We start from the raw sequence: 24,516 nt of genomic DNA, 5'->3' as shown, positions 1-24,516 counted from the left end.
TTGAATCAACCTCAAGCAATTTAATTCGCGATCCCCGGATTGCCATCCATGCCGACGATACGCGGTGTATTCAGTTTGCGTGGTGTGACGACCTTGTTGGTACGCAACCACTGCGCCACCACATCCCACACCGGTTCGCCGGACGCTCCTTCTGCGACTGGCGCCCAACCCGCAACCTTGTAGGTCTTGCTGGCGTCGATCAGCTTGCCGTCCAGACGCATGTCCTGGATGCGTGCACCCATTTTTTCTTTCGGCGCTATCGTGTAGCTCATGCCACCGACGCGCACCATGTCACCGCCTTGCTGGTAGTAAGGATCAGGATTGAACAGGTTGTCAGCCACGTCTTCCAATATGGTTTTGATGGTTGCACCGCTCATGTCGGTCAGTGTGCTATACGAGTAAGTCGTCGCGGTCTGGTCCATCAGGTGCTCCATCAGGATAGGACTGTCCGGCAACAGCGAAGTGCCCCAGCGGAAGCCGGGCGAGAACGCGATGTCCGCACCTTTGACATCCATCAGCGCATCAACGATGAGCTGATCGAAGGTGCCGTTGAAATTGCCGCGACGGTACAAAGTACCTTCCGTCATCGCCAGGCGTTCATTCAGCTTGGATTCATACGGTGCACGTATCTTGGTGATTAATGCATCCATGTCCTTGTCCGCCGGCAAGAAGTTGGAGAACACCGGCAACAAGCGGTATTTATAGCCTTGTACTTTTCCGCCGCGCACATCGAAGTCGAGTACTCCAAGGAATTTGCTATTACTACCGGCGTTGGTGACCAGTGTCTTACCACCCGGATTGCTGACGATAACTGGTGCTGGCATACCATCGTGCGTATGGCCGCCCATGATGGCGTCTATGCCGCGTACGCGCGAAGCCATTTTCAAATCCACATCCATACCGTTATGCGAGAGCACGACTACGACTTTCGCGCCTTTGCTGCGCGCTTCGTCGACCATCTTTTGCATATTTTCTTCCTGGATCCCGAAGCTCCATTCCGGCACCATATAGCGTGGGTTAGCGATAGGTGTGTACGGGAAAGCCTGGCCGATGACGGCGATTTGCACGCCATTCATTTCCTTCAGCACATATGGCGGGAATACCGGGTCACCGAAGTCGGTGGTCTTGATGTTTTGTGCAACGAAATCGACTTTGCCTTTGAAGTCTTTCTCAACAATTTCCTTCACGCGTTTGTCGCCCAGCGTCATTTCCCAGTGCGCGGTCATCACATCCACGCCCAATGCCAGGCAGGCATCGACCATGTCCTGGCCATTGGTCCACAACGCAGTCGCCGAGCCTTGCCAGGTATCGCCGCCATCCAGCAGCAATGCGCCAGGACGACTGGCTTTCATACGTTTGACCAGTGTAGACAAATGCGCGAAGCCGCCGACCTTGCCGTAGGTTTGTGCTGCTTTTTCAAAATTCAGATAGCTGAAGGCATAGGCTTCCGGCGTATTCGGTTTGACGCCGACTTCCTTGAGTAATTTTTCGCCGACCAGATGCGGCATGCGTCCTATCGCGTCGCCTATGCCCAGATTGACATTCGGTTCGCGGAAGTAAATAGGTTTCAATTGCGCATGGCAATCGGTGAAGTGCAGGAAATGGACATTGCCGAAACGCGGCACGTCATACAGTTTGCTGGCGGAGGGTGCAGCCAGCGCGCCTTTGGAATCCAGCAACATACCGCCTGCAGCTGCGATACCCATGACCTGAATGAACTCACGACGATTCAAACCCATTTTTTCCTCTGATTATTCGGTAGACGACCTCGCCATGCCTGCACGTGCAAGCGATGCGATAAGGTGATGGCAATCAAAGCGCAGCATGTGGCACTGCGCCTTGATTGCCCGGTTGCTTACTTGTTGACGGGCGAAGCCGGATCCAGCAACAAGGCCATGACATCCTTGATTTGCTTCTCTTGCAGGATGCCGTTATGACCGAAGCGTGGCATGTTGGAGCAAGCAGTGAAGGCCTGGGCGTTGTAGATTTTGGCCCAGGTGTACTTCAGCATGTCTTCGCTCTGGCCACGTATCTTCCCGTACTGATAGAGGGAAGGACCGATATTGCCGAATGAGATTTCTGCCTTGCCGATCTGGTGACAGGCGTAACAGTTGCCACCATTGACACTACCGACCGCATCCGACGATTGCATGCCGCGACCGTTCTGGGCAATCTTCTCGCCTTCTTTCCAGTCACCCAGGTACTTGCCGTCAGCCGGATACTTCACCAGCTTCAGTTGCGAAGCTTCCAGCGCTGCGGCCTTGTCCTTCGGCACATCGGTCGGATATTCACTGCACAGTTGCTGCGCCTCATCCTGGTTCAGCAAACGCTCCATGGTGGCCGGACCTTTGGATTTAAAGTCGGCTTTCAGCATGGCGATCGTCTGTTTGCCATAGTCCGTATCTGCCGCCACCGTCGCACAACCGGCTATGGTGACGACGGACGCTATCATGATACCTATTCTTTTTTTCATATCGCCTCCCTATCGTTTCAGCGCGGGGCCGTTATAGACACCACCATCTGCACTCTTGGCCAGGAACATCGTCACGGCGGTGATGACGTCAGAACCGTACAATGGTTCCGGGAAGCGTTGCTGACGGAAGCAATCGTTGAGGCGATGCTGCATGGTGCGCACTTCGCCTTGCGATACGCGATAAGCGGGCCAGGTGCCATACGCAGCCTGGGCATTGCTCTTGTTCAGCAAGTTGGGAAGGTCCTGCAAACGGATGCGTTGATTGTCAACGGCGTGACAAGTCGCGCAGGCAAAGTCATGCGAACCGGCGCGATAGAAGAAAATCTTCTTGCCGATTTCATAGGCCCGCTTTTCTTCCGGGTGCGCAGTCGACACCGACATCTTCATGCCGCGCGATTCGGACGTGATGTAGGCCACCATCGGTTCAATATCGGACGGTTTCCCGGCTGAACCGAATGGCACCTTCACAGCCTGTTCACGCGTCAGGCCCTGCAGGTTCATACGGCAATAGATCAGCCGCTGCTCCAGGTCCATGACCTTGTTGACGTCCTTGAAGTAACGCGGCAATTCGGCATAAGCGCCTTTTACCACGCCAGCGCCCTTGCCCAGATCGCATTGTTCCAGGCTGACATTTTTCGGACCGGCTTTGGTGCGCCATAGTTCTTCACCGCGCATTTCCCATAACTCAGCGGGATTACCGTCAGCCAGCAGCTGGCGATACTTGGCAATCTCATCTGTAGTCGATTGCGCCATTACAGATGCAGTTGCGGCGATCGCGACCGCTGCAAATAGATACAAGCTTCTCTGTCTCATTACGCCCTCCTCAAATTTAAGTGGATGCGGTCTGATGCCACATTCGTATCACTTGGGTACTTCTGCTCCCGTTTGCTTAATTAGCTTCAGGAAACTGCTGCTTCATCGGTACGGCTGTCTCCCGTGTTATCGGTCCAGCTGATGGTGATCTTGTCGCCTTTGGCACCGCCCTTGAACTTGAACGACAAGAACGGATCTTTTGAAATCGACGTACCCATCAACATATCGAGCACGACCTTGTCATTGCATTTGGCGGTCAGTGTCTGGATGAAGTGCGCCGGTACGGCTTTGCCGGATGCATCTTTGCGCTGGCCGGTTTCCATATCGTGACGCATCAGGACTTTGACTTCTACGACGTCGCCAGTTGCATTGGCGCGTATGCGCATCGGATTTCCCATGATATTTCCCTCAAAAATTGGTGTGGATAACTAGCAGACGTAATTAACCGCCGCAGCCGCCGAGAGTGACCTTGATCTCTTTACTGGCGATCAGCCACTTGCCATTTGCCTTGACCAGTGCATGCACGTTCGAGGTACCGCCCATCTTGACGCGGGTACTAACGTTGGGTTCCGTGCCGGCTGGCAGGGTCATGGTGGCGGACAGTGGTGTCGGATTTTTCTCCACCAGGATGGCCATGAATTCGGTGTTCGGCACATTGCTCGATACCGAGACTGGAACGACTGCACCGTTTTCTGCGATATCAGGACCGTTGACTGCGATATCGGTGCTGATTGCCGCTTTGTCCGCACCCAGTGCAGCCAATGCTTCCTGCAGCGATTTAGCATCGAAGCCGCTGGATTTCCAATCAGCAGCAAGTACGTCCGTAGGCTTCAATATGCCGGCTGAAATAGCCAATCCGAGTACCGTTGCAATGCGCAACGCGTCACGTCGTTTCTGATTCATTAGATTCTCCTCTTGAAAAATTGATGCCATCGCGAGATGGCACGCCTGCCACTTACTTCACTTGCGCCAGTGCTTTGGTCAAACGATCCTTGTTCATGACAAAGCTCTTCGAGAGTTTGTCGGCTTCAGCTTTTGCTGCATCCAGGTTGCCCGCTTTACCGACCTGGATCACACCAGCCATGCCCATGGTTTTATGTGGATCACAAACATAAACATACACGCCCTCTTGCGTCAGCGACACAACAATTTCTTCATCCATCTTGCCTTTCCATTCCTTGGCACCTGCAGGTACCAGGACGGATGCGCTGTTGTGCGCTGCATCAGTTTTGATGAATTTAACGGTGTCGCCTTTTTCAGCTTTCAGGAAGGTAGGCTCGAATGACATCATGCCGTCTTTGCCGTTATTTACCATCTTCACCTGATGCTCGGCAGCCGACACGCTCAATGAAAACAATGCCAGGGTCACAGCGCTTACCAGTTTGTACATTTACATCTCCTCGTTTTAGTTTTGATTAATACACCTACTTACTACACATCCTGCCAACCATCTTTTCCTGCAGTTTTTTGTTGCTACATTTACTTGGCTCCGCCCAGTATCCAGCCCACCAGGGTCTTGATGTCTTCATCCTTGACATGGGCCTGGGCTGGCATGGGGATAGGGCCCCATGCACCGGTGCTGCCGTTCTTAATCTTGGTGGTCAGCGCGGCCGATGCAGCTGCATCGCCTTTGTATTTGGCCGCGATCTCATTGAATCCCGGGCCTATCAATTTGCTGCTGACACCGTGACAGGCTACGCACGCATATTGCTTGGCCAAGGCCAGGCCATCTGCCTTGGCAGGCGCTGCTGGCTTGGCCGGTGCTGCCATCGCCAGTTTTTGATCAGCTGTGATCGCAGAGATCGGTTTGGTGGAAGCAGGCTTGGTGGTATCTACGCCGCGCACTTCACCGAAGGTACGATTTTGCAGCTGGATATTGCCGTGTGCATTGCGTGATGGTTCCGGCAAGGTGGAGCGCAAATCCGTACTGACTTTGCAATCCTTCATGCAGGCCACGCTTTTCACATCAGGCTTGCCTTTGATATCCCACATACCATGGTTGCGTGTCATGCCATTCCGGTTCGGCATCAGCTGCTGCACTTCGGCGATGTTCTTGTCTGACAATGTGAAATCGTCGGGCAGAATTTCAGCCATGTTCAGGATGTATGCTGTCACTGCGTAGACTTCTTCCGTCGTCAGCGACTTCGGCGCAGTCCATGGCATCGCGCGATTGATGTAGTCCCACAAAGTCGACACCGTCGGCACTTTCATGATGGTGGTGCGTTGCGGTTGCTTATTGTTGGACAATGCAGCGACATGACCAGTCTTGATGTCTTCCTTGGTAGTGCCGCCGACGATAGGCGTAAACACTTCATTCGATTCACCGAAGGTGCCGTGACAGGAAGCGCACTTGCCTTCCCACACCGCCATGCCTTTGGCGACCGTACCGGAACCGGGCGGCAGGCCTTTGAAGTCTGGACGCACATCGATGTCCCAGGCTGCAATTTCCTTCGCAGTCGCAGGACGACCAATATTTGCATAGGCAGCCTGTGCCAGCGCCATCGTGCTACTCGTCGCCAGCAACAGGGCGACGACAGTTTTAGTAAACCTGTACATTCGACACCTCTCCTGATTCCGAGACTTTCCACGATTGGATTGCGTTGTTGTGATAGATGGAGCGCGTACCGCGCACTGCACGCAGTTCGTTGATCTTCGGTTGTACATAACCGGTTTCATCTATCGCACGTGATTGCAATACGACTGGTGAGCCATCCCAGACCCAGTTGATATTAAAACGTGTCAGGCACTTGGTATTGACCGGGCCTTCCAGTCTTGCGGTGCGCCAGTTGCGTCCACCATCGACGGAGACGTCGACGCGCTTGATCTTGCCGCGCCCCGACCATGCAAGACCGGTAATGTTGTAGAAGCCTTTATCCAGCAGCATTTGGCCTGCCGACGGTGTGGTGATCACCGATTTGCATTCCTGTATCGAGGTGTACTGACGGTACATGCCGTCCGGCATGGAGTCGATGTAGTGGATCGCCTCATCCTTGGTGCCGTATTCCTTGTCGCCGACTTCGATGCGACGCAGCCATTTGACCCAGGACACGCCCTGCACGCCCGGCACAACCAGGCGCAACGGATAACCGTTTTCCGGACGCAGCATTTCGCCGTTCATGCCCCATGCGACGATGACATCGTCGAGTGCTCTATCCATGCTGATAGTACGTGTCATGCTCGATCCATCCGCACCTTCGGCGAGGATGAATTTGCCGTTCTTTTTGTCGTAGCCGCAATCTTCCAGCAGCACCGAGAGCGGTACGCCTGTGAATTCGCAGCAGCTCAACATGCCATGCGAGTATTGCACGGTAGGCACCGCGACATTGCCCCACTCCATCGCTGTATTCGCACCGCACTCGATGAAGTGCATGCGCGATACCGAAGGCAGGCGCATCAAGTCATCCATGGTGTAGACCTTGGGATTCTTGACCAGGCCATTGATCATGAAGCGATGCTTGCTCGGATCGATGTCGTGCCATCCCTGATGATGGCGCTCGAAATGCAGACCACTCGGCGTGATGATGCCAAACAGGCCTTGCAGCGGCGCGAATGAAACCGATGCCGCAGATACGCGTGTCAATCCCGGCGACTCGCGACGCAGGAGATTGGTTTCATATTTGGAAGGAACCCCGTAACCATTAGTCGCGACGGCCTGGCCGAGCGTGGTGGAATGTTCGGGGAGATTCAATATATTCGGGTCGCCATCACCGCTCACGCCGCCCTGTGCAAACGTGACACCGCTTGCCATGGCCGCACTCGCTGCGAGAAAACTTTTACGCAGGAAGCCCCTGCGCTCTTCACTCAAGCCATTTGCTGTAATTTCCTGGGCCACTACCGGGTCCAGGAAATTTTCAGGCGCGCGCAGCAAGCGGCCTGCCTTAATTGCATCCTTAGTCATCCGTTGTCTCCTACGGCAATTTTGTTTAATTATGTGCCTATATAACTATATGCGCATATAAGGATAATATGCACCGTTTTTTTATTTTTTATTTTTATCTGCTGGCGACGCGTCGCTTAGGCGCCACGACTGGCAGTTGCACTACCGGCGATGGCATGCCTATTTGCGCCGCTACACGTCCGCATACTGCTTTGCACAAATCTACTGTCTTTTCATCATCGACACGGTAGTAAACCTGTGTGCCTTCCTTGCGACGCGCAAGGATTTTTGCGCGGTACAGCATGTTGATCTGGCGCGAAACATTCGCCTGTGTCGACTCGACTTCATTGACGATATCACCTACCGAGCGCTCACCGTTACAGACCGCGTAGAGGATTTTCAGGCGCGTGGGTTCACACAGCAAAGAAAAGTAATTCGCTACTTCTTCGAAGAGCTCACTCATGTCTTCTTTGTTGAAATTTTTATCCACAACACACGTCCACTAATTTGGTTAATTTATCTGTACACCCTAATCCATAAACAGGATCGGGTACTACGGTTTGATGTAGGCGTAGCCTTCTTGTATCTGCAGGCGCGCTACTTCTGCCACGCCTGACGGAACGATCTTGGCTTCCGGTATGACTTGTTTCTTGTCTATCTTGCGCGTTTCCAGCGTGTTATTACAAATGCGGAATTCCACATGATCGCGATCCGTCAATTCCTGCACGGCGATGTCATACGGATTACCGTTTTTATTCTTCGCGCCTTCCAGCAGGAAGTCTATGCCTGCACCGTGCGCGACCACCACAATCTTGGCTTTCGGGCTGGCGTTCAGGTGATTACGGATGTTATTCAATGCCTGGGTCGCAATTGCACTATCGGTGATGTGATACACCACTTTCTCTTCACGGTCAGCCGCATTGGCAACCGCCGTACCGAGCACTGCGCAGAACAGCAGCAGGAATGTTGTACGTATCAGTTTCATCATCATCTCCTTTTATATACTGCTTAGGCCGGTAGCAGACTAACGCTTTTCCAGGCTTTCTTTTTCCATCAATATGTAGGTGCCATACGCATTTAAACGATTCGCCTGTTCAAATGCAGGATACTTCGCAAACCTGGCCCAGTCTACTTTTGCATAGGCTTCTTCAAACGGCACCATGTCGGCGACCGCCTCTCCCATTTTCTGACGCAGGAAGATCAGGTAATCACGCGTCAACTGCATGTCCTGCATGGGTTGCGTAGACATCTTGCCATGACCAGGCACCACCAGCGCAGGCTTCATTTCCAGCATGCGATCCAGTGCTTCCAGCCACACCTTGCTATTCGCTTCGCCGACAAAAGGTATGCGCCCGGTAAAGAACAGGTCGCCGGCAAACAGGACTTTGTCTTCCTCCACATACAACATGATGTCTTCGGCCGAATGCGCGCCGCTGGAATCGATGATGCGGAAATGCATGCCACCCATTTCAAACGGCATAACCTTGCTATCCTTGAAATCCAGCCAGCGATCAGCCGGTATCAATTGTGTTTTTTCATTGACCCATGGTGCGAGGTCGGTACGGCGTTGCTTTAGTCGCTCCTGCGTCAGGTCGGAATTGAGCGCAGCACGACCGTTTTCATGCGCCCATACTTCGGCGCCTTGTGCCTTGAATGCCTGCAGGCCGTAGAAATGATCTGCATGGTAGTGACTGATGATGACGCGCTTGACCGGCAGCGGCGTAATGCGCTTGATGGCCTTGAGCATCGCATTACCCAGCACCGGCGTCGCCAGTGCATCAAATACAACAACACCATCCTTGGTAACGACAAAACCGGCGTTCGACATGAAGCCTTTGTTGGCGACACTGGCCATGCCAGCCGTACCCTGGAAGTAGTACACATGTGGGGAAATCTTGATAGGCCGCAGCGTGATGTCATCTGCCGCAACCGCTGTACGCACACCGAATAGCGCCAACGCAAGCAACAGCAAGCCGCACATCCTGTGGTAAGCCAACATATCGTCTCCTCGGTGTTGCCTGGCAATCAAGCTTAATTATATAGTTATATACGCAAATACTACCAAAGCAAATCCGGTTCGCATAGCGTTGTTCAGAATTCGCCCAACGCCCCGCGCTCCATCATTTTCCACATGGTATCGCGCACTTGCATGACAGATTTACGTAGTTCGGGCGGCAACTTGCGCCCCATTTTGATCAACATATCCATATTCAGCGCATAGATCCACAAACCGTCATCCTTCTCGACCACGGTCAGGCGGCACGGCATATAGGCCGCCATATGCGGACTGAAGTCGACCATTTGGCGCGCTATCATGGGACTACAGTAGGAATATACCTTGAGGAATTTCTCTGGCTTGCCGCTACGCAGCGACAGCTCTTTGGACAAATGGAATTCGCCGACGGATTTGATATTGTCTTCCGCCGCGACACTGGTAAACGCCTGCTCCACTTCGGCTATCGTCACGCCATCCTTGACCTTGCGTTCCCAGGTCGTGGCGGCGGCGATATCACCGTCCGCATCCACCCAGCGGCTCCAGACGTTCATCGCTTCCGCACCTGCGCCATCTTCCGTGTTGTTGATAGCGCGCAGGGTGCCGCACGCAGTCAGGCTGGCGAGAATGGCGCAGAGCGGCAGGAGCTTGATCCAGTAATTTATTTTCATTACAACTATATGACTAAAGGTAGGCGCTGACCCGCTGCAAATCGGCTATGCAAATTTCGCATTTCGGTTCAGCAGCCGTACTATACCGCGCCCTGCCGCCAGACCCTATCAGGAAATACAACAGTCTTACTGACTAAGTCCACGCGCGTCTATCTCCCATATGCATTCAACCACATCACGCCGATAGCCTACGTATTGCTGATACAAGTTGGCGGTCGGATCACAATGTCCGGGTATGAGATAGACCCTGCTGCCGAGATAATCCTGTGTATCACCGGCGGCAATTTGCAGGATGCCATGTTCGTCATTCGCTGCCTTGTATTGCAAATGGCCGCCATGATCGTCAGGTCGCAGCACTGGCAAACCAGAATCCACTGCGACGCCCTTGAGTCCTACATCACATACCGCCAGCCCGGGTTTGGCCGTACTCATGACAGTACTCGCGATGTATAAGCTATGCGCCGGTTTCCAGCCACCCAGCCAATCCTTGGAACCGTAATCGCCGTCCATGAATACGTAAGAGCCGGGCTGGATTTCAGTGTACACACCGCTGCTCACATCAAATTCCGCAGTACCGGTACCACCGCCGGTGATGATCTCGCACTGGATACCGCGCGCGGCCAGGAATTGTACATACTGCGCGGTCGCATGGGCAGCGTTTGCAGCGGCTTCCTTGCGCTGCTCCCATGTAGACAGATGTTGTATGCCACCGTGATACGCCTGCAATCCGCCAAAGCGCAGACCCGCATAGAGCGCGATCCGGTCAACCAGCGCCGCCAGTGCATCATTGCCTTTTACACCGCAACGTCCCTGACCAATATCCACTTCCGGTAAAACGGTGATCACCACACCGGCCTGTGTCGCTGCCTGCCCCAACGCATCTACCTGCGCCGGATGATCTACACATACGCTGAGCCGGACATAGTTGGCCAGCTCCACTGCCATCGCTACCTTGTCAGCACCGACGAATTCATTGCTGATATGGATGCTCAGCACGCCTTTCGCCACAAACGGATAAGCCTCGCTCATCTTTTGGCAGCACACGCCGACTGCTCCCAGCTCCAGCTGGCGCAAGGCGATTGCGGTCGATTTATGCGCCTTCGCATGCGGTCGCAGCGCCACGCCGTGGCGGCGCGCCAGTTCAGCCATGCGCTGGGTATTCGCATCGAAAGCATCCAGATCAAGTACCAGTGCGGGCGTACTGACCAGGGAAATCGAATCCCCGATACGGGCAAAGGGTGGTGGCTTTAAGGCTGATACGTCTTTCATTTGGTGCTCCTGGCTAGATAAATGAATACAAAACAATTACTTAATAGCAACATTTCTGACCAGCGCAGCGCAAGCTGGTACTCAAAATGCCATTCCAGACGCCTGAACGCAATTTTTCTAAAAAAATTTGCTCATCTCGCATCCAGTAATTGACATTTTTTCTCAAATGTATATTGTATTCAATATTCTAAATGCATAGATCGCAAATTTGTGATCCTGTGTTTTCAGGACATGCAGTACGGCCGAAGTGAGAAAAGCGCGTCAGACGCAAGGCATTACGGCTGAAAACGAATTCAGATGCGGGCATCGTTGTGCGCTACTGATGCAGTAGATCGTCAAATAAGGGCTTCAACCCAATTACAGGAGACAACATCATGCAGAAAAACTTCTTACGCCAGCCGATGAAAGTCGGTTTCTTCGTCACCACCATGTGCTGTGCACTCAGCGCCTCGGCATGGGAACCGACCAAGCCAGTGGAACTGGTGGTTCCGTTTAGCGCCGGTGGCGCATCCGACCAGATGGCACGCTCTATCCAGGGCATCATCACCAAGCACAATCTGATGAAGCAACCCATCATCGTGCAAAACAAGGCAGGAGCCAGCGGTGCAGAAGGCTTGCTGGATCTGAAAGCCGCGAAAGGCGATCCCAACAAAATCATCGTTGCTTCATCCTCCATCTACACCACCCCACTCGCTACCAATCTGCCATTCAACTGGCGCGACCTGACACCGATCGCGATGATTGCGCAAGATGCATTCGTACTCTGGACCAATAGCCAGGCTGGCTACAAGACACCGATGGCTTACATCGATGATGTGAAGAAAAAACCAGAAACCTTCAAGATGGGCGGTACCAGCTCCAAGCGCGAAGATCACATGATTACCATGATGATCGAAAAGCAAACCGGCGCGAAATTCCTCTACATCCCATATAAAGGCGGCGGTGAAGCAGCCACGCAGCTGTCCGGCAATCACATCAATTCCGACACCAACAACCCATCCGAATCCGTGTCTCAATGGCGTGCCGGTGAACACACTGCACTCTGCGTGTTCTCCGACAAGCGCATAGGCTATACCGCCAAAGTCACCACGACTATGGCCTGGTCTGACATCCCTACCTGCAAGGAACAAGGTCTGAATGTCAGCTATGAAATGCTGCGCATTTTCATGATGCCAGGCGGCGTCAAACCGGAACAAACCCAGTTCTACGTAGACCTGTTCCAGAAAGTCATCGCCACACCTGAGTGGAAAGCGTATCTGGAAAAGAATGCGCTGAAACCTGAATTCGTGACTGGCGACAAGCTGAATGCATTCCTGCAAAAGGATGAGCAGCTGCATCGCGAAATCATGAAGGACGCAGGCTTCCTCCTCACCAAGTAATTCACCGTCATCACCCTGGCTCAATGACCAACAGCACCCTGTTGCCGTCATTGGGCCACATCACGGACTAACGAATATGAATCCATCAGAAACTTCCGCAGACGAAGAGAGGGAGCACTCTCGCGCTGTGATTACCATCCGTAACGCCGAAATCCTGGTTGCCATTACCCTCGGCGTTGTATCCCTGATTACCATCTGGAGTAACTATCAATTGGGCGCAGGCTGGAGCTCCTACGGCCCCGATGCTGGTTACTTCCCACTACGACTGGGCGTCGTCATCCTGCTGGCCAGCATCGTCGTACTGGTTCACGCCATACGCGACAACGACCAGACTGCCTTCCTTGAAATTGCACAGGCGCGCCTGGTCGCAGTCATCTTGTTGCCATTGATTGTGTTTGTTTTCGCAATTGCCTATCTCGGCATTTATGTTGCGTCTGTCATCTTCATCGCAGCCTTCATGCTCTTCCTCGGCAAGTTCCCTTGGTGGAAAGCCGCCAGTGTCTCCATCATCATGATGCTGGTGTTCTTTTTTGTTTTCGAAATCCAGTTCAAGGTGCCACTGCCCAAGGGTCCGATTGAAAACTGGCTAGGCTTCTGAGGAAAAAACATGGAAGAACTTAACGCACTCATGACGGGCTTCGGCCACGTCCTCAGCTGGCACAATATTGCGCTGATGTTCATCGGCATCCTGCTTGGTATCGTGGTCGGCGTACTCCCTGGCCTGGGCGGTCCGAATGGCGTCGCCATCCTGCTGCCGCTGACCTTCTCGATGAACCCGACCTCCGCGATCATCCTGCTCTCCTGTATTTATTGGGGCGCATTATTCGGCGGCGCCATCACCTCCATCCTGTTCAATATACCGGGGGAGGCGTGGTCAGTGGCCACTACCTTCGACGGTTACCCACTGGCGCAACAGGGCAAGGCCGGACAAGCGTTGACATCTGCGTTCACCGGTTCCTGCATAGGTGCATTGTTCGGTGTGATCGTCATCACCTTCCTCGCACCAGTGGTTGCGAAGTTCGCCTTGCGTTTCGGTCCACCGGAATTCTTCGCGGTCTACTTCCTGACCTTCTGCAGTTTCATCGGCATGGGCAAGGAACCAAAAGCGAAGATCATCATTTCGATGTGCGTCGGCTTCATGCTGGCGGCAGTCGGTATGGATACGGTCTCCGGCCAGTTGCGCATGACTTACGACATTCCCGACCTGCTGCGTGGCTTCGACTTCCTGGTCGCTGTGATTGGTTTGTTTGGCGTCAGCGAAATCCTGATCACGATGGAAGAAGGCCTGGCCTTCAAGGGCAAGAAAGCAGCCATCGACCTGAAGATCGTGTTCAAGACCTGGGCGCAGATGCCACGCTACTGGATGACGCTGCTGCGTTCGTCGGTGATTGGTTGCTGGCTGGGCATTACGCCAGGCGGTGCGGTTGCTGCGTCCTTCATGGGCTACGGCATGGCGAAGAAGCTGTCGCGTGATTCAGCATCCTTCGGCAAGGGCAATATGGAAGGCGTACTGGCACCGGAAACTGCAGCGCATGCAGCGGGTACCAGCGCACTCCTGCCTATGCTGGCACTCGGCATCCCTGGCTCCGCTACCGCCGCAGTTCTGCTCGGCGGCCTGATGATCTGGGGCTTGCAACCAGGTCCTATGCTGTTCGTTGAACAGAAGGACTTTGTCTGGAGCCTGATCGCCAGTATGTACCTCGGTAACATCGTTGGCCTGCTGGTCGTGCTGAGCACAGTGCCGGTATTCGCAGCCATCCTGCGCATTCCGTTCTCCATCATTGCACCATCCATCATGGTGATCTGTGCAATCGGTGCTTATACCGTGCACGGCGCAGAGTTCGATATCTGGCTGATGGTGGTGTTCGGTGTGATCGGCTACATCTTCAAGAAGCTGCAGTACCCATTGGCACCGCTGGTGCTGGCACTGGTACTCGGCGATCGTGCAGAAGATGCATTCCGTCAAACCATGGTGGGCTCCAAAGGCGCGCTCGGCGTATTCTGGGGCAGCGGCCTGGTCGGCACGGTGATGACGCTGGCTGTGATTGCACTGGTCTGGCCTATCATCAGCAGTTTGATCAGCAACTTCCGTCAGGCCAGCCAAAAGCCAGCCTGATAGATGTGCAGTGGATGGGTATCATCCCATCCAAAACAAAAAGCCTGGAGATTACTCTCCAGGCTTTTTTCTTTTGTAGCTATCAGTTAAATACAGCGCTGATATCTTTGCATACGCTAATGAACCTCTTAATTACGCTGCCTTGCCATTCGCTGCACGCAGGTCAGCCATGACAGAATCACGCTTGTCGAGCAAATGCTGGCGCAAGATACCAGCCAGACGTTTGCCGTCGCGTGCTTCCAGCGCCTGTATCATTTCATCATGCTCATGGATCGCGCGGTCCCACTTCTCTTCTTTAAAGTTGGATTTAAAGCGCAGCGCCAGCAAGCGACGATTCACCGACAAATAGATTTGTCGCAGCATCGAATTGCGTGCCGCCTCATTGATCTTGTTATGGATAGTCTGGTTACGGCTGTAATAACCCGGCAAATCATTTTGCGAGCGACATACCAGCATGGCCTGGTGCAAGACTTTGATGTCCGCGATCTCGGCGGGCGAGATACGCTCCGCGGCCAGCTCACCCGACAAGGCTTCCAGGCCGCTCATCATTTCAAATGCTTCCCAGATCTCGGTGTCATTCATCTTAGAGACGAAAGCACCGCGATTCGGCACGATATCTATCAAGCCTTCAGACGCAAGCACCTTCATCGCTTCACGCAAAGGCGTGCGCGAGATACCGAGGCGTTCGCATACTTCACGCTCGTTCAGCTTCATGCCTGGCGTCAGCACGCCTTCAATGATCAGCCGCTGCAAATGCTCGACCACTGCATCGTGCAAACGCTGACGTTCCATTCTTGGCAAGTCAGGGCTACTCATCTTTGCATCACCATCCATCAATGTATTTTGCATACGAAGTCCAAATTAATTTAACTCTATTTTAATCTAATTGTGTCTCTGGTGACGCAGCGCGCCATATAGCCAGGCAATAAAAACGATATATCCGGCAACTATAGCTAAAGCCAATGCCAGAAAAGGCTGGCGCGCCACCGGCAAAGTCATTCCGCATAGCTATTCCGGCAACATAAATCTCACCTTCAGCAAATTCGTCACGTTTAGCTGCAAAAGGCTTTACTAATCAAAAACCCTCTGCTAAAGTATTTTGTATGCAATATTCAATTGACGCGTAGTTTCCTTAGGAGAATGAAATGTTGAAGTTAGACTTCCACCCAGCGGGCCGCCATTTCTTGCAAATTCCAGGTCCTAGTCCTGTGCCAGACCGCATTCTGCGTGCGATGAGCCTGCCTACCATCGACCACCGCGGCCCTGAATTCGGCGCGCTGGGATTGCAAGTTCTGTCCGGCATTCAAAAGATTTTCAAAACCACCCAGCCTGTCGTGATCTACCCTGCTTCCGGTACCGGCGCATGGGAAGCAGCACTGACCAATACCCTCAGCCCTGGCGACACCGTACTGATGTATGAAACCGGTCACTTCGCTACGTTGTGGAAAAAAATGGCAGAAGCCCTCGGCCTCAAACCTGAATTCATCGGCCTGCCAGGTATCGAAGGCTGGCGTCGCGGCGTTCAGGCTGACGCGATCGAAGCGCGCCTGCGTGCCGATACCGGCCACGCCATCAAAGCGGTCTGCGTCGTGCATAACGAAACCTCGACCGGCGTGACTTCGAACATCGCTGCAGTACGCAAAGCTATCGATGCTGCCCAGCACCCTGCCTTGCTGCTGGTAGACACCATCTCCGGCCTCGCTGCCGCTGACTACCGTCACGATGAATGGGGCGTCGACGTCACCGTCTCCGGCTCACAAAAAGGCTTGATGCTGCCACCTGGCATCAGCTTCAATGCCGTCTCGAAGAAAGCTATTGAAGCCAGCAAAACCGCCAAACTGCCACGCGCATTCTGGGGCTGGACTGAAATCATCGAGATGAACAAAACCGGCTACTGGCCATACACACCAAATACCAACCTGCTGTACGGCCTGAACGAAGCACTCGACATGATTCTGGAAGAAGGCCTGGACAATGTCTTTGCGCGCCACGATCGTCTGTCTGCAGCGTGCCGCCTGGCAGTCAACACCTGGGGCCTGGAAGTGCAATGCGCAGACCCGACCGTGTACTCGCCTATCCTGACCGGCGTGATGACACCGGAAGGCTTCGACGCTGATGCGATCCGCAAAACCATCTACGAGCGCTTCAATATGTCGCTGGGTACCGGCCTCGGCAAGATGAAAGGACGCATGTTCCGCATCGGCCATCTGGGTGAGGCAAATGATCTGAGCCTGATGGCGACACTGGCTGGCTGTGAAATGGGTCTGAAGATCGCAGGCGTCAAACTCGCAGGCAGCGGTGTAGTCGCGGCAATGGAGTACCTGGCTGAACAGAAAATTCCGCCGCTGAAAATCGCAGCGTGATTTAAAACGGTTCAAAACCACGACTGACTTTCATGCTTGCACAACAGCACATCGTTAGCAGGCTGCAATACGGATACAGATTTACCCGCTCGGGTAGATCTGTATCACCTCCTTTCGCCACCGAACTCTCCGCTGGCAGGTTTTACAGATGTAAGCACAGCAACAAAGTGCAGCACTACCAGAATACTTATCTGCTCCAGAAAAGGACAACCCGAACATGCTCGTCAAGCCTATCCACTTCGTTCCTGTAAGCGGCAGTAGTCCTAATCCGCTGGCCAGCCGTTTGCGCAAGGAATTGCGAGGCGACGTATTGTTCAGCAAGGCGGATCGCGGGCGTTACGCGACCGACGCCTCCATCTATCAAATCATGCCGATAGGCGTGGTGGTGCCGCGCGATCAGGATGACCTGCTGCTTGCCCTCGACATCGCACGTTCAGAAAAAACACCTATCCTCGCGCGTGGCGGCGGCACCAGCCAGTGCGGCCAGACCGTAGGCGAAGCGCTGGTCATCGATAACAGCAAATGGCTGAACAATGTCATCGAATTCGATCCGATAGCACGCACCGTCACCGTCGAGCCCGGCATCGTGCTCGATCATTTGAATGCATGGCTCAAACCGCATAACTTGTGGTTCCCGGTCGATGTCTCCACCGCCGCACAGTGCACGATAGGCGGCATGGCCGGTAATAACTCCTGCGGCTCGCGCTCGATTGAATACGGCAATATGGTGCACAACGTACTGGCCATCGATGCGGTACTCGCCGATGGCACGCAAGGCCGTTTCGAAACACTGGAAAAGATGGCCAGCAACGCACGCGTGCAGGAAATTACGCAGGGCCTGCGCGGCATCGCCCTGCGCGAACAAAGTGAAATCGTAGAACGCGTACCTAAAGTACTGCGCCGCGTCGGTGGCTACAACATCGACTTGTTCGATTGCCAGAATCCACGCGCTTATACCGATGATGGCAGCGCCAACCTGGCACACATCCTGGTCGGCTCCGAAGGCACGCTGGCATATAGTCGCCAACTGAAACTCAAGCTGGTACCCCTGCCTAAGCACAAGGTACTCGGCGTTATCAATTTTCCTACCTTTTATCAGGCGATGGATTCGGCGCAGCACATCGTCAAGCTGCTGCCGACTGCGGTCGAGCTGGTCGACAGCACCATGATCAAGCTGTCGCTGAATAATTCAGCCTTCCGTCCGGTGATAGAAAAAGCACTGGTCGGTACGCCGGAAGCCATCCTGCTGGTGGAATTTTCAGGTGATGACAAGGCGGCGTTAGTAGAGCGCCTGTCGGCCCTGTCCGACCTGATGAGTGATCTCAGCCTGCCGGGTTCTGTCGTCGATATGGTCGATGCCAGTGAACAAAAATCACTGTGGGATGTACGCAAGGCCGGACTCAACATCATGATGAGCATGAAGGGTGACGGCAAGCCGGTTTCCTTCATCGAAGATTGCGCAGTGCCGCTGGTGCATCTGGCTGAATACACGAGTCGCCTGACCGAAGTCTTCCACAAATACCATACCGAAGGCACCTGGTATGCACATGCCAGCGTCGGCACCTTGCACGTGCGCCCTATCCTCGACATGCGTCGCAACGGTGCGGCCGATATGCGCCAGATCGCGGAAGAAGCCTCCTCCCTGGTGCGCGAATACAAAGGTGCCTATTCCGGCGAGCATGGCGACGGCTTGTGCCGCGGTGAATGGGTGTCCTGGCAATATGGGCCTAAGATCAACCAGGCTTTCAGCGAAATCAAGGACTTGTTCGATCCGGAAAATCGCTTCAATCCGGACAAGATCGTACGGCCGCCGAAGATGGATGAGAAAAGTAATTTCCGCTTTGCGCCCGGCTATCGCGAATTGCCGCTCAAGACACAAATGGATTGGTCCGCCTGGGACGTCACACGCGATCCTGCCACTGGTGTCGAAACCGCACCTGGCACTGGCGATGACCGCACCGGCGGTTTGGCCAAGGCGGTGGAGATGTGCAACAACAATGGTCACTGCCGTAAATTCGATGCAGACACCATGTGCCCCAGCTATCGCATCACCAAGGATGAACGCCACGTCACACGTGGTCGTGCCAATACCTTGCGTCTCGCGATCTCGGGACAGCTGGGTGACGACGGACTGGCCAGTGCCGAGGTGAAAGAAGTGCTCGACCTGTGCGTTTCGTGCAAAGGCTGCAAACGCGATTGCCCGACCGGCGTCGACATGGCCAAGATCAAGATAGAAGCACGCGCGGCATGGGCCAGCCGTCATGGCAGCACGCTGCGGGAAAAAATGGTGGCCTTCATGCCGCGCTACGCGCCTTATGTCAGCCGCATCGGCGGCTTGCTGGCGTTCGGCGACAAACTGCCGTTCATCTCCGGCTGGTTGAAGAAGGGCCTGGGGCTGGCACCACAGCGCGCCTTCCCGCGCTTCCGTACTTCCTTCCTGTCGCAACTAGGCACCCCTAAAAAGAACGCAAGTAGTAACAAGGAAGTGCTGCTGTTTGTCGATACCTTCAACAATTACATGGAACCGGAAAATGCACGCGCGGCACAAGCAGTATTGGAAGCGGCAGGCTACACCGTGCATTTCAATGTGAAAGAAGGTGAACGTCCACTGTGCTGCGGCCGTACGTATCTGTCCGCAGGCCTGGTCGATGAAGCGAAGCAGGAAGCACGACGCACCCTCGATGCACTGATGCCGTATATCAATCGCGGCGTCGCCGTCGTCGGCCTGGAACCATCCTGCCTGCTATCGCTGCGCGATGAATTCCTCAGCTATGGCTATGGCGAAGAAGCGAAGAAACTGGCGAGCATGGCGTGGCTGTTTGAAGAATTCCTCGTCAATGAAAAAGCGGCAGGACGCCTGCAACTGGACCTGAAACCGCTGGCCGTCAGCAAGGCCATGGTGCATGGTCACTGTCATCAGAAAGCTTTCAATGCGGTGCGTCCAGTACAAACCGTATTGCAATGGATACCGCAGCTGGATGTCGCGCTGATCGAATCATCCTGTTGCGGTATGGCGGGCAGCTTCGGCTATGAAGCCGAGCATTACGAAGCTTCGCAAGCCATGGGGGAGCTCAAGCTATTTCCGGCGATCCGCGCAGCAGAGGAAAACACCTTATTCGTCGCCGACGGCACCAGTTGCCGCCACCAAATTGCCGACGGGACACAGGAAAATGCCATACACGTCGCCCGCGTGCTGGCAGACTCCCTGAGCGCGCAGTAAACCTCTATACAGCCGTCAACAAGGCCTGTCCGGTTTCCGGGCAGGCCTTTTTTCATATCAGGCTGACAAGAGCCCGGAACCAATCCGTCTCTTGCAACTCCGACAAATACAAGCACACGCGATATACCGCCTCCGGATTACTTAATTCAGGGCTTTTGACATGGATCAAGCAAGCGCTTCACTGTCATCCTAGAATCAGAACAAGCAGCGTCCCCTACCCAGCGAAGGAGTACATCATGTTCAAAAAAATCCTCATCCCTACCGACGGCTCGCCACTTTCGGATAAAGCAGTCGATGCCGCCATCGAGTTTGCGCAAAAGATGGGCAGCGAATTGCTGGTGCTCTCGGTCGCCGAACCTTATGTATATATGGGCCTGATGGAAGGTGCCGGGGTATTCCCGACCGATCCGGTGATGTATGACGACAAGGTCAAGGAACTGGCGCAAAAGCACCTGGACAAAGTCGAAGCCGCCACCCGCAACAAAGGCGTTACTTGCAAAACCGTAGTTGCTGTCGGCCTCAGTCCATATGAAGAAATCGTACGCGTTGCAGAAGAGCAAAAATGTGATGCCATCTTCATGGCCTCGCATGGTCGCAAAGGTCTGAACAAACTCTTTATCGGTAGCGAAACGCAAAAAGTGCTCGCCCATACCAGCCTGCCGGTATTGGTTCTGCGCTAAAGCACCGCCCCTCCGGGGCGACACTCGTCGCCCCTGCTGTTTCCGGTCGCGACCAGCGACCCGGCTGCTTTTGTCCCCGTGGTATCATTGCGCTTCGAAAAAATGCGCAGAAAACGTGCTTGTACAGCACAGGATGCAAGCGTATCCACCTCTGCCAGCCAGATCGCATCTCACCTTTTTCACCCTGATCGTCGTCATCTAGCCCTGAACGGAATTAGCCATGCGGATACAAACTTTCCTGCTCAGCTGCGCCCTTGCCCTTGTGACACTAAAGGCACAGGCATTTGACCGCCCGTTTCCGGATACCGTGAAACGTGGCGTGATGACACCTGCGAACTATCCAGCCATCATCATCGATGAAAAGACACGTACCTTGTCAGCCGGTGCCCGCATCTGGAACCAGGACAATATGATAGAGATGCCATCCGCCTTGCGCGGCACTGATTTCGCAGTGAATTACACGGAAAGCGATACTGGCGACATCGATCGCATCTGGATACTCACCGCTGACGAAGCAAAGAAAACATTGCCGCTGCTGCCAGTCAAGCCGACACCAGTCCAACCATTGCCAGCACCAGTAAGCACGACCAAATAAGTAAACGTTAGATAAGCCACACCATGCAGAAGAAGATATACATCAAGACTTTCGGTTGCCAGATGAACGAGTACGACTCGGACAAAATGGTCGACGTCCTCAATGCCTCCGAAGGTTTGATCAAAACCGACACACCGGAAGATGCAGATGTGATCCTGCTCAATACCTGTTCAGTACGGGAAAAAGCGCAAGAGAAAGTATTCTCTGATCTCGGCCGTCTGCGTGAACTGAAGGTCAACAAACCCGACCTCGTGATCGGCGTCGGTGGTTGCGTCGCGTCACAGGAAGGCGATGTCATCGTCAAACGTGCGCCGTATGTCGATCTGGTGTTCGGCCCGCAAACCCTGCATCGCCTGCCGGAGATGCTGAAACAGCGTCGTTCCACCGGCCGCTCGCAAGTCGATATCAGCTTCCCGGAAATTGAAAAGTTTGATCACATGCCGCCCGCCAAGGTGGAAGGTGCGACCGCTTTCGTTTCCATCATGGAAGGTTGCAGCAAATATTGCAGCTATTGCGTCGTGCCTTATACCCGCGGTGAAGAGGTCTCGCGCCGCTTCGACGATGTGCTGGCTGAAGTCGCCGGACTCGAAGCACAAGGCGTGAAGGAAATCACGTTGCTCGGACAAAACGTCAACGCCTATCGCGGCGAAATGGCGGATGGCGAGATCGCCGACTTCGCACTGCTGATCGAATACATCGCCGAGCTGGAAGGCATAGAACGGATACGCTACGTTACCAGCCATCCGAAAGAATTCACGCAACGCCTGATCGATACCTACGCCAAAGTACCCAAGCTGGTGAACCACCTCTATCTGCCGGCGCAACATGGCTCGGACCGCATACTGGCGGCCATGAAACGTGGCTACACGTCGCTCGAATACAAATCCATACTGCGTCGCTTGCGTGAAGTGCGCCCGAACATTTCTATCTCGTCTGACTTCATCGTTGGCTTCCCCGGCGAAACCGATGCCGACTTTGAAGCAATGATGAAACTGATCACCGACATCGGTTACGACAATAGCTTCAGTTTCATCTTCAGCCCGCGTCCGGGCACGCCTGCGGCCAACCTGGAAGATGACACACCACACGAAGTCAAACTCCAGCGCCTGCAACGCCTGCAAGCAGTGATCGATCAGAATACCCGTCGCTACAGCGATGAAATGGTCGGTACCGTACAGCGCATCCTGGTGGAAGGCCCGTCGAAGAAAGATGCCAACGAACTGCAAGGTCGTACCGAGAACAACCGCGTCGTCAACTTTGCTGCAGGCGAGCATGGTGCGCGCCTGATCGGCCAGATGGTCGATGTGAATATCGTGCAATCCTTCGCCTATACTTTGCGTGGCGAGATCATTGTAAAGCAGTAAAGAAACCCTATCGCTACGGTCACTTCCCGAACCTTTATCGCGCAAACACTCACGCTACTAAGCCAAAATTGAAAACAAAAACTGCCGTCCAACCACTGTACTTCGTCCCCGAACCGCTGGATAACAAGCGCCTCGCGCATCTGTGCGGCCCTATGGATGAAAACCTGCGGCAGATTTCCGCTGCACTAGACGTCACCATCTTCCGCCGCGGTGAGAAATTCATCGTCAGTGGCAGCAACGGTGCGCGTGCGCTGGAAATCCTGGAACAGTTTTATGAAGTGGCCGATAAAATCGTGCCGCTGGAAGAAGTGCAACTGGCATTGGTAGAACAACGTGCGGCACTGGCAGAGCCGGAACTGGTATTGCCGGTTGCAAAAAGCAAACCGTCGAAGAAGAAAGTCGTCGAATCAGTCACCGACGCACCTGTCTTGAAAACACGCCGTCATGATTTGCGCGGCCGTACGCCGCATCAGATCCAGTACATCAAAGCCATCATGGAACACGACATCACCTTCGGTGTCGGTCCGGCCGGTACCGGTAAAACCTATCTGGCAGTCGCCTGCGCCGTCGATGCGCTGGAACGTGATGCAGTCAAACGCATCGTGCTGACCCGCCCTGCAGTGGAAGCAGGCGAACGACTCGGCTTCCTGCCGGGCGACCTGTCGCAAAAGATCGACCCGTATCTGCGTCCGCTGTACGACGCGCTGTACGACTTGCTCGGCTTCGACCGCACGCAAAAAATGTTCGAGAAGCAGGCAATCGAAATTGCACCACTTGCCTATATGCGTGGCCGCACCCTGAACCACGCATTCGTGATCCTGGATGAAGCGCAAAACACTACGCCGGAACAAATGAAGATGTTCCTGACGCGTATAGGTTTCGGCAGCAAGGCCGTCGTTACCGGCGACATCACGCAAATCGATTTGCAACACAATCAAAAAAGCGGTTTGGTAGAAGCCGTAGACGTACTGAAAGATGTACGCGGCCTCGCCTTCACCCGCTTCTCCAGCGCCGACGTGGTGCGCCATCCACTGGTAGCCCGCATAGTCGACGCCTATGATGAAGCAAACCAGCTGACCAAACCCGTTGCCAAGAAAACCGTAGCCACCAAAACCGTGACCAAACATGCTGCAAAAAAATAAGCTTTCCCTGTCCGTGCAATACCCGGACAAACGCCTGCAAGACACCATCACCCGTCCCAAATTACGCAGCTGGGTCAAGGCTGCCTTGCTGGCACCGGCGCAGATCACGCTGCGCTTCGTCGATGCCGAAGAAGGCAAGGTCTTGAACCGCAATTACCGCGGCAAGGATTACGCCACCAATGTCCTGACCTTCGCCTATACCGAAGACGAAGACGCTGAAACCACGCAGGCTGACATCATTCTCTGTACCGACGTATTGCAACTGGAAGCGGCGGAGCAGGAAAAAAGCCTGGAAGAACATGCGGCGCATCTGGTGGTGCACGGCGTGCTGCATGCACAAGGTTACGACCACGAATCGGACGAAGAAGCAGAAGAAATGGAAGCGCTGGAAATCGAGATCCTGGCGGAGCTGGGTTACCGCAATCCCTACATCAACCTTTGATTTCATTGCTCTTGCGCGTAGGCAAGCACTTGCTTTCACGCGCTTTTCGCTGCAATTTTGGTGGTGCACGGCATTTGTTGTATCCTAATATCTATCGCAACTACCCCCGCAACGGCTCT

Annotated in this window: 24 protein-coding genes; 10 read left to right on the top strand and 14 right to left on the bottom strand. The window is 54.1% G+C overall.

The genetic code is table 11. From position 1 onward, the window contains the following. Nucleotides 1-20 precede the first annotated feature (20 nt). From soxB to H7U06_RS15660, 13 genes are all read right to left on the bottom strand, one after another. Nucleotides 21-1,739: a thiosulfohydrolase SoxB gene (gene soxB / locus H7U06_RS15720; protein ID WP_175627047.1), complete on the bottom strand. Its 1,719-nt coding sequence runs from the start codon at nucleotides 1,737-1,739 to the stop codon at nucleotides 21-23. 116 nt (nucleotides 1,740-1,855) lie between these two features. Continuing rightward, nucleotides 1,856-2,473, bottom strand: a complete 618-nt coding sequence (soxX, locus tag H7U06_RS15715) for a sulfur oxidation c-type cytochrome SoxX (protein ID WP_175627046.1) — start codon at nucleotides 2,471-2,473, stop codon at nucleotides 1,856-1,858. Between the two features lie 9 nt (nucleotides 2,474-2,482). Next, on the bottom strand, nucleotides 2,483-3,286 hold the full coding sequence (gene soxA, locus H7U06_RS15710; protein WP_175627045.1) for a sulfur oxidation c-type cytochrome SoxA: 804 nt from the start codon (nucleotides 3,284-3,286) through the stop codon (nucleotides 2,483-2,485). Between the two features lie 86 nt (nucleotides 3,287-3,372). Beyond that, the gene (gene soxZ / locus H7U06_RS15705; RefSeq protein ID WP_124575533.1) at nucleotides 3,373-3,684 is read right to left on the bottom strand and encodes a thiosulfate oxidation carrier complex protein SoxZ; all 312 of its coding nucleotides are present in this window, start codon (nucleotides 3,682-3,684) and stop codon (nucleotides 3,373-3,375) included. Between the two features lie 43 nt (nucleotides 3,685-3,727). Further along, entirely contained in the window at nucleotides 3,728-4,189 is a 462-nt protein-coding gene (gene soxY, locus H7U06_RS15700; RefSeq protein ID WP_175627044.1) for a thiosulfate oxidation carrier protein SoxY, read from the bottom strand. Between the two features lie 52 nt (nucleotides 4,190-4,241). Further along, a complete protein-coding gene (locus tag H7U06_RS15695) occupies nucleotides 4,242-4,676 on the bottom strand; it encodes a pseudoazurin (protein ID WP_124575535.1) in 435 nt (144 codons plus the stop codon). Nucleotides 4,677-4,765: 89 nt separating this feature from the next. After that, nucleotides 4,766-5,842, bottom strand: coding sequence for a c-type cytochrome (locus tag H7U06_RS15690; RefSeq protein ID WP_175627043.1), 1,077 nt, complete (start codon nucleotides 5,840-5,842; stop codon nucleotides 4,766-4,768). Next, nucleotides 5,826-7,184 carry a sulfite dehydrogenase gene (gene soxC, locus H7U06_RS15685; protein WP_175627042.1) on the bottom strand — a complete coding sequence of 453 codons (1,359 nt, stop codon included), beginning with the start codon at nucleotides 7,182-7,184 and terminating at the stop codon, nucleotides 5,826-5,828. Before soxC ends, H7U06_RS15690 begins: the two co-directional genes overlap by 17 nt. A 94-nt stretch (nucleotides 7,185-7,278) precedes the next feature. After that, entirely contained in the window at nucleotides 7,279-7,626 is a 348-nt protein-coding gene (locus tag H7U06_RS15680; RefSeq protein ID WP_124575538.1) for a helix-turn-helix transcriptional regulator, read from the bottom strand. A gap of 90 nt (nucleotides 7,627-7,716) precedes the next feature. Next, complete coding sequence (locus H7U06_RS15675; RefSeq protein WP_175627041.1) at nucleotides 7,717-8,148, bottom strand: DsrE family protein; 432 nt, start codon at nucleotides 8,146-8,148, stop codon at nucleotides 7,717-7,719. Between the two features lie 39 nt (nucleotides 8,149-8,187). Continuing rightward, a complete protein-coding gene (locus tag H7U06_RS15670) occupies nucleotides 8,188-9,162 on the bottom strand; it encodes an MBL fold metallo-hydrolase (protein WP_254873263.1) in 975 nt (324 codons plus the stop codon). 92 nt (nucleotides 9,163-9,254) lie between these two features. Then, the gene (locus H7U06_RS15665) at nucleotides 9,255-9,827 is read right to left on the bottom strand and encodes a DUF302 domain-containing protein (protein WP_175627040.1); all 573 of its coding nucleotides are present in this window, start codon (nucleotides 9,825-9,827) and stop codon (nucleotides 9,255-9,257) included. Nucleotides 9,828-9,953: 126 nt separating this feature from the next. Beyond that, entirely contained in the window at nucleotides 9,954-11,096 is a 1,143-nt protein-coding gene (locus H7U06_RS15660) for a DSD1 family PLP-dependent enzyme (RefSeq protein WP_175627039.1), read from the bottom strand. 374 nt (nucleotides 11,097-11,470) lie between these two features. Here H7U06_RS15660 and H7U06_RS15655 point away from each other — a divergent pair, with 374 nt between their 5' ends. From H7U06_RS15655 to H7U06_RS15645, 3 genes are all read left to right on the top strand, one after another. After that, nucleotides 11,471-12,475, top strand: coding sequence for a tripartite tricarboxylate transporter substrate binding protein (locus H7U06_RS15655; protein WP_175627038.1), 1,005 nt, complete (start codon nucleotides 11,471-11,473; stop codon nucleotides 12,473-12,475). Nucleotides 12,476-12,551: 76 nt separating this feature from the next. Further along, a complete protein-coding gene (locus tag H7U06_RS15650) occupies nucleotides 12,552-13,073 on the top strand; it encodes a tripartite tricarboxylate transporter TctB family protein (protein WP_175627037.1) in 522 nt (173 codons plus the stop codon). Nucleotides 13,074-13,082: 9 nt separating this feature from the next. Further along, entirely contained in the window at nucleotides 13,083-14,591 is a 1,509-nt protein-coding gene (locus H7U06_RS15645; RefSeq protein ID WP_175627036.1) for a tripartite tricarboxylate transporter permease, read from the top strand. A gap of 132 nt (nucleotides 14,592-14,723) precedes the next feature. Here the strand turns inward: H7U06_RS15645 and H7U06_RS15640 are convergent, their stop codons facing one another. Then, nucleotides 14,724-15,440, bottom strand: coding sequence for a GntR family transcriptional regulator (locus H7U06_RS15640; protein WP_175627035.1), 717 nt, complete (start codon nucleotides 15,438-15,440; stop codon nucleotides 14,724-14,726). Nucleotides 15,441-15,736: 296 nt separating this feature from the next. Between H7U06_RS15640 and H7U06_RS15635 the strand changes: the two genes are divergently transcribed. From H7U06_RS15635 to ybeY, 7 genes are all read left to right on the top strand, one after another. Continuing rightward, complete coding sequence (locus tag H7U06_RS15635; protein ID WP_175627034.1) at nucleotides 15,737-16,954, top strand: alanine--glyoxylate aminotransferase family protein; 1,218 nt, start codon at nucleotides 15,737-15,739, stop codon at nucleotides 16,952-16,954. 217 nt (nucleotides 16,955-17,171) lie between these two features. Then, a complete protein-coding gene (locus H7U06_RS15630; protein ID WP_175627033.1) occupies nucleotides 17,172-20,174 on the top strand; it encodes an FAD-binding and (Fe-S)-binding domain-containing protein in 3,003 nt (1,000 codons plus the stop codon). Between the two features lie 236 nt (nucleotides 20,175-20,410). Next, nucleotides 20,411-20,854 carry a universal stress protein gene (locus H7U06_RS15625; RefSeq protein WP_175627032.1) on the top strand — a complete coding sequence of 148 codons (444 nt, stop codon included), beginning with the start codon at nucleotides 20,411-20,413 and terminating at the stop codon, nucleotides 20,852-20,854. Nucleotides 20,855-21,074: 220 nt separating this feature from the next. Further along, nucleotides 21,075-21,449 (top strand): hypothetical protein, encoded by a 375-nt coding sequence (locus tag H7U06_RS15620; RefSeq protein WP_175627031.1) that lies wholly within the window; start codon nucleotides 21,075-21,077, stop codon nucleotides 21,447-21,449. Between the two features lie 23 nt (nucleotides 21,450-21,472). Then, nucleotides 21,473-22,813 (top strand): tRNA (N6-isopentenyl adenosine(37)-C2)-methylthiotransferase MiaB, encoded by a 1,341-nt coding sequence (gene miaB, locus H7U06_RS15615; protein WP_175627030.1) that lies wholly within the window; start codon nucleotides 21,473-21,475, stop codon nucleotides 22,811-22,813. Between the two features lie 68 nt (nucleotides 22,814-22,881). Continuing rightward, nucleotides 22,882-23,955 (top strand): PhoH family protein, encoded by a 1,074-nt coding sequence (locus tag H7U06_RS15610; protein WP_175627029.1) that lies wholly within the window; start codon nucleotides 22,882-22,884, stop codon nucleotides 23,953-23,955. Then, on the top strand, nucleotides 23,939-24,397 hold the full coding sequence (gene ybeY, locus H7U06_RS15605) for an rRNA maturation RNase YbeY (RefSeq protein WP_175627028.1): 459 nt from the start codon (nucleotides 23,939-23,941) through the stop codon (nucleotides 24,395-24,397). Before H7U06_RS15610 ends, ybeY begins: the two co-directional genes overlap by 17 nt. Nucleotides 24,398-24,516 lie beyond the last annotated feature (119 nt).

The sequence above is a fragment of the Herminiimonas sp. Marseille-P9896 genome (assembly GCF_903993245.1).
In the GTDB taxonomy this organism is placed as follows: domain Bacteria; phylum Pseudomonadota; class Gammaproteobacteria; order Burkholderiales; family Burkholderiaceae_D; genus Oxalicibacterium; species Oxalicibacterium contaminans.
The sequence above is the reverse complement of the archived record's forward strand: the minus strand, read 5'-3'. Positions and strand labels throughout refer to the sequence as shown.

Coding starts and splice junctions, on each gene's coding strand:
- soxB (WP_175627047.1), bottom strand. CDS start 1,739: ATGGGTTTGAATCGTCGTGAGTTCATTCAGGTCATGGGTATCGCAGCT.
- soxX (WP_175627046.1), bottom strand. CDS start 2,473: ATGAAAAAAAGAATAGGTATCATGATAGCGTCCGTCGTCACCATAGCC.
- soxA (WP_175627045.1), bottom strand. CDS start 3,286: ATGAGACAGAGAAGCTTGTATCTATTTGCAGCGGTCGCGATCGCCGCA.
- soxZ (WP_124575533.1), bottom strand. CDS start 3,684: ATGGGAAATCCGATGCGCATACGCGCCAATGCAACTGGCGACGTCGTA.
- soxY (WP_175627044.1), bottom strand. CDS start 4,189: ATGAATCAGAAACGACGTGACGCGTTGCGCATTGCAACGGTACTCGGA.
- H7U06_RS15695 (WP_124575535.1), bottom strand. CDS start 4,676: ATGTACAAACTGGTAAGCGCTGTGACCCTGGCATTGTTTTCATTGAGC.
- H7U06_RS15690 (WP_175627043.1), bottom strand. CDS start 5,842: ATGTACAGGTTTACTAAAACTGTCGTCGCCCTGTTGCTGGCGACGAGT.
- soxC (WP_175627042.1), bottom strand. CDS start 7,184: ATGACTAAGGATGCAATTAAGGCAGGCCGCTTGCTGCGCGCGCCTGAA.
- H7U06_RS15680 (WP_124575538.1), bottom strand. CDS start 7,626: ATGAGTGAGCTCTTCGAAGAAGTAGCGAATTACTTTTCTTTGCTGTGT.
- H7U06_RS15675 (WP_175627041.1), bottom strand. CDS start 8,148: ATGAAACTGATACGTACAACATTCCTGCTGCTGTTCTGCGCAGTGCTC.
- H7U06_RS15670 (WP_254873263.1), bottom strand. CDS start 9,162: ATGTTGGCTTACCACAGGATGTGCGGCTTGCTGTTGCTTGCGTTGGCG.
- H7U06_RS15665 (WP_175627040.1), bottom strand. CDS start 9,827: ATGAAAATAAATTACTGGATCAAGCTCCTGCCGCTCTGCGCCATTCTC.
- H7U06_RS15660 (WP_175627039.1), bottom strand. CDS start 11,096: ATGAAAGACGTATCAGCCTTAAAGCCACCACCCTTTGCCCGTATCGGG.
- H7U06_RS15655 (WP_175627038.1), top strand. CDS start 11,471: ATGCAGAAAAACTTCTTACGCCAGCCGATGAAAGTCGGTTTCTTCGTC.
- H7U06_RS15650 (WP_175627037.1), top strand. CDS start 12,552: ATGAATCCATCAGAAACTTCCGCAGACGAAGAGAGGGAGCACTCTCGC.
- H7U06_RS15645 (WP_175627036.1), top strand. CDS start 13,083: ATGGAAGAACTTAACGCACTCATGACGGGCTTCGGCCACGTCCTCAGC.
- H7U06_RS15640 (WP_175627035.1), bottom strand. CDS start 15,440: ATGCAAAATACATTGATGGATGGTGATGCAAAGATGAGTAGCCCTGAC.
- H7U06_RS15635 (WP_175627034.1), top strand. CDS start 15,737: ATGTTGAAGTTAGACTTCCACCCAGCGGGCCGCCATTTCTTGCAAATT.
- H7U06_RS15630 (WP_175627033.1), top strand. CDS start 17,172: ATGCTCGTCAAGCCTATCCACTTCGTTCCTGTAAGCGGCAGTAGTCCT.
- H7U06_RS15625 (WP_175627032.1), top strand. CDS start 20,411: ATGTTCAAAAAAATCCTCATCCCTACCGACGGCTCGCCACTTTCGGAT.
- H7U06_RS15620 (WP_175627031.1), top strand. CDS start 21,075: ATGCGGATACAAACTTTCCTGCTCAGCTGCGCCCTTGCCCTTGTGACA.
- miaB (WP_175627030.1), top strand. CDS start 21,473: ATGCAGAAGAAGATATACATCAAGACTTTCGGTTGCCAGATGAACGAG.
- ybeY (WP_175627028.1), top strand. CDS start 23,939: ATGCTGCAAAAAAATAAGCTTTCCCTGTCCGTGCAATACCCGGACAAA.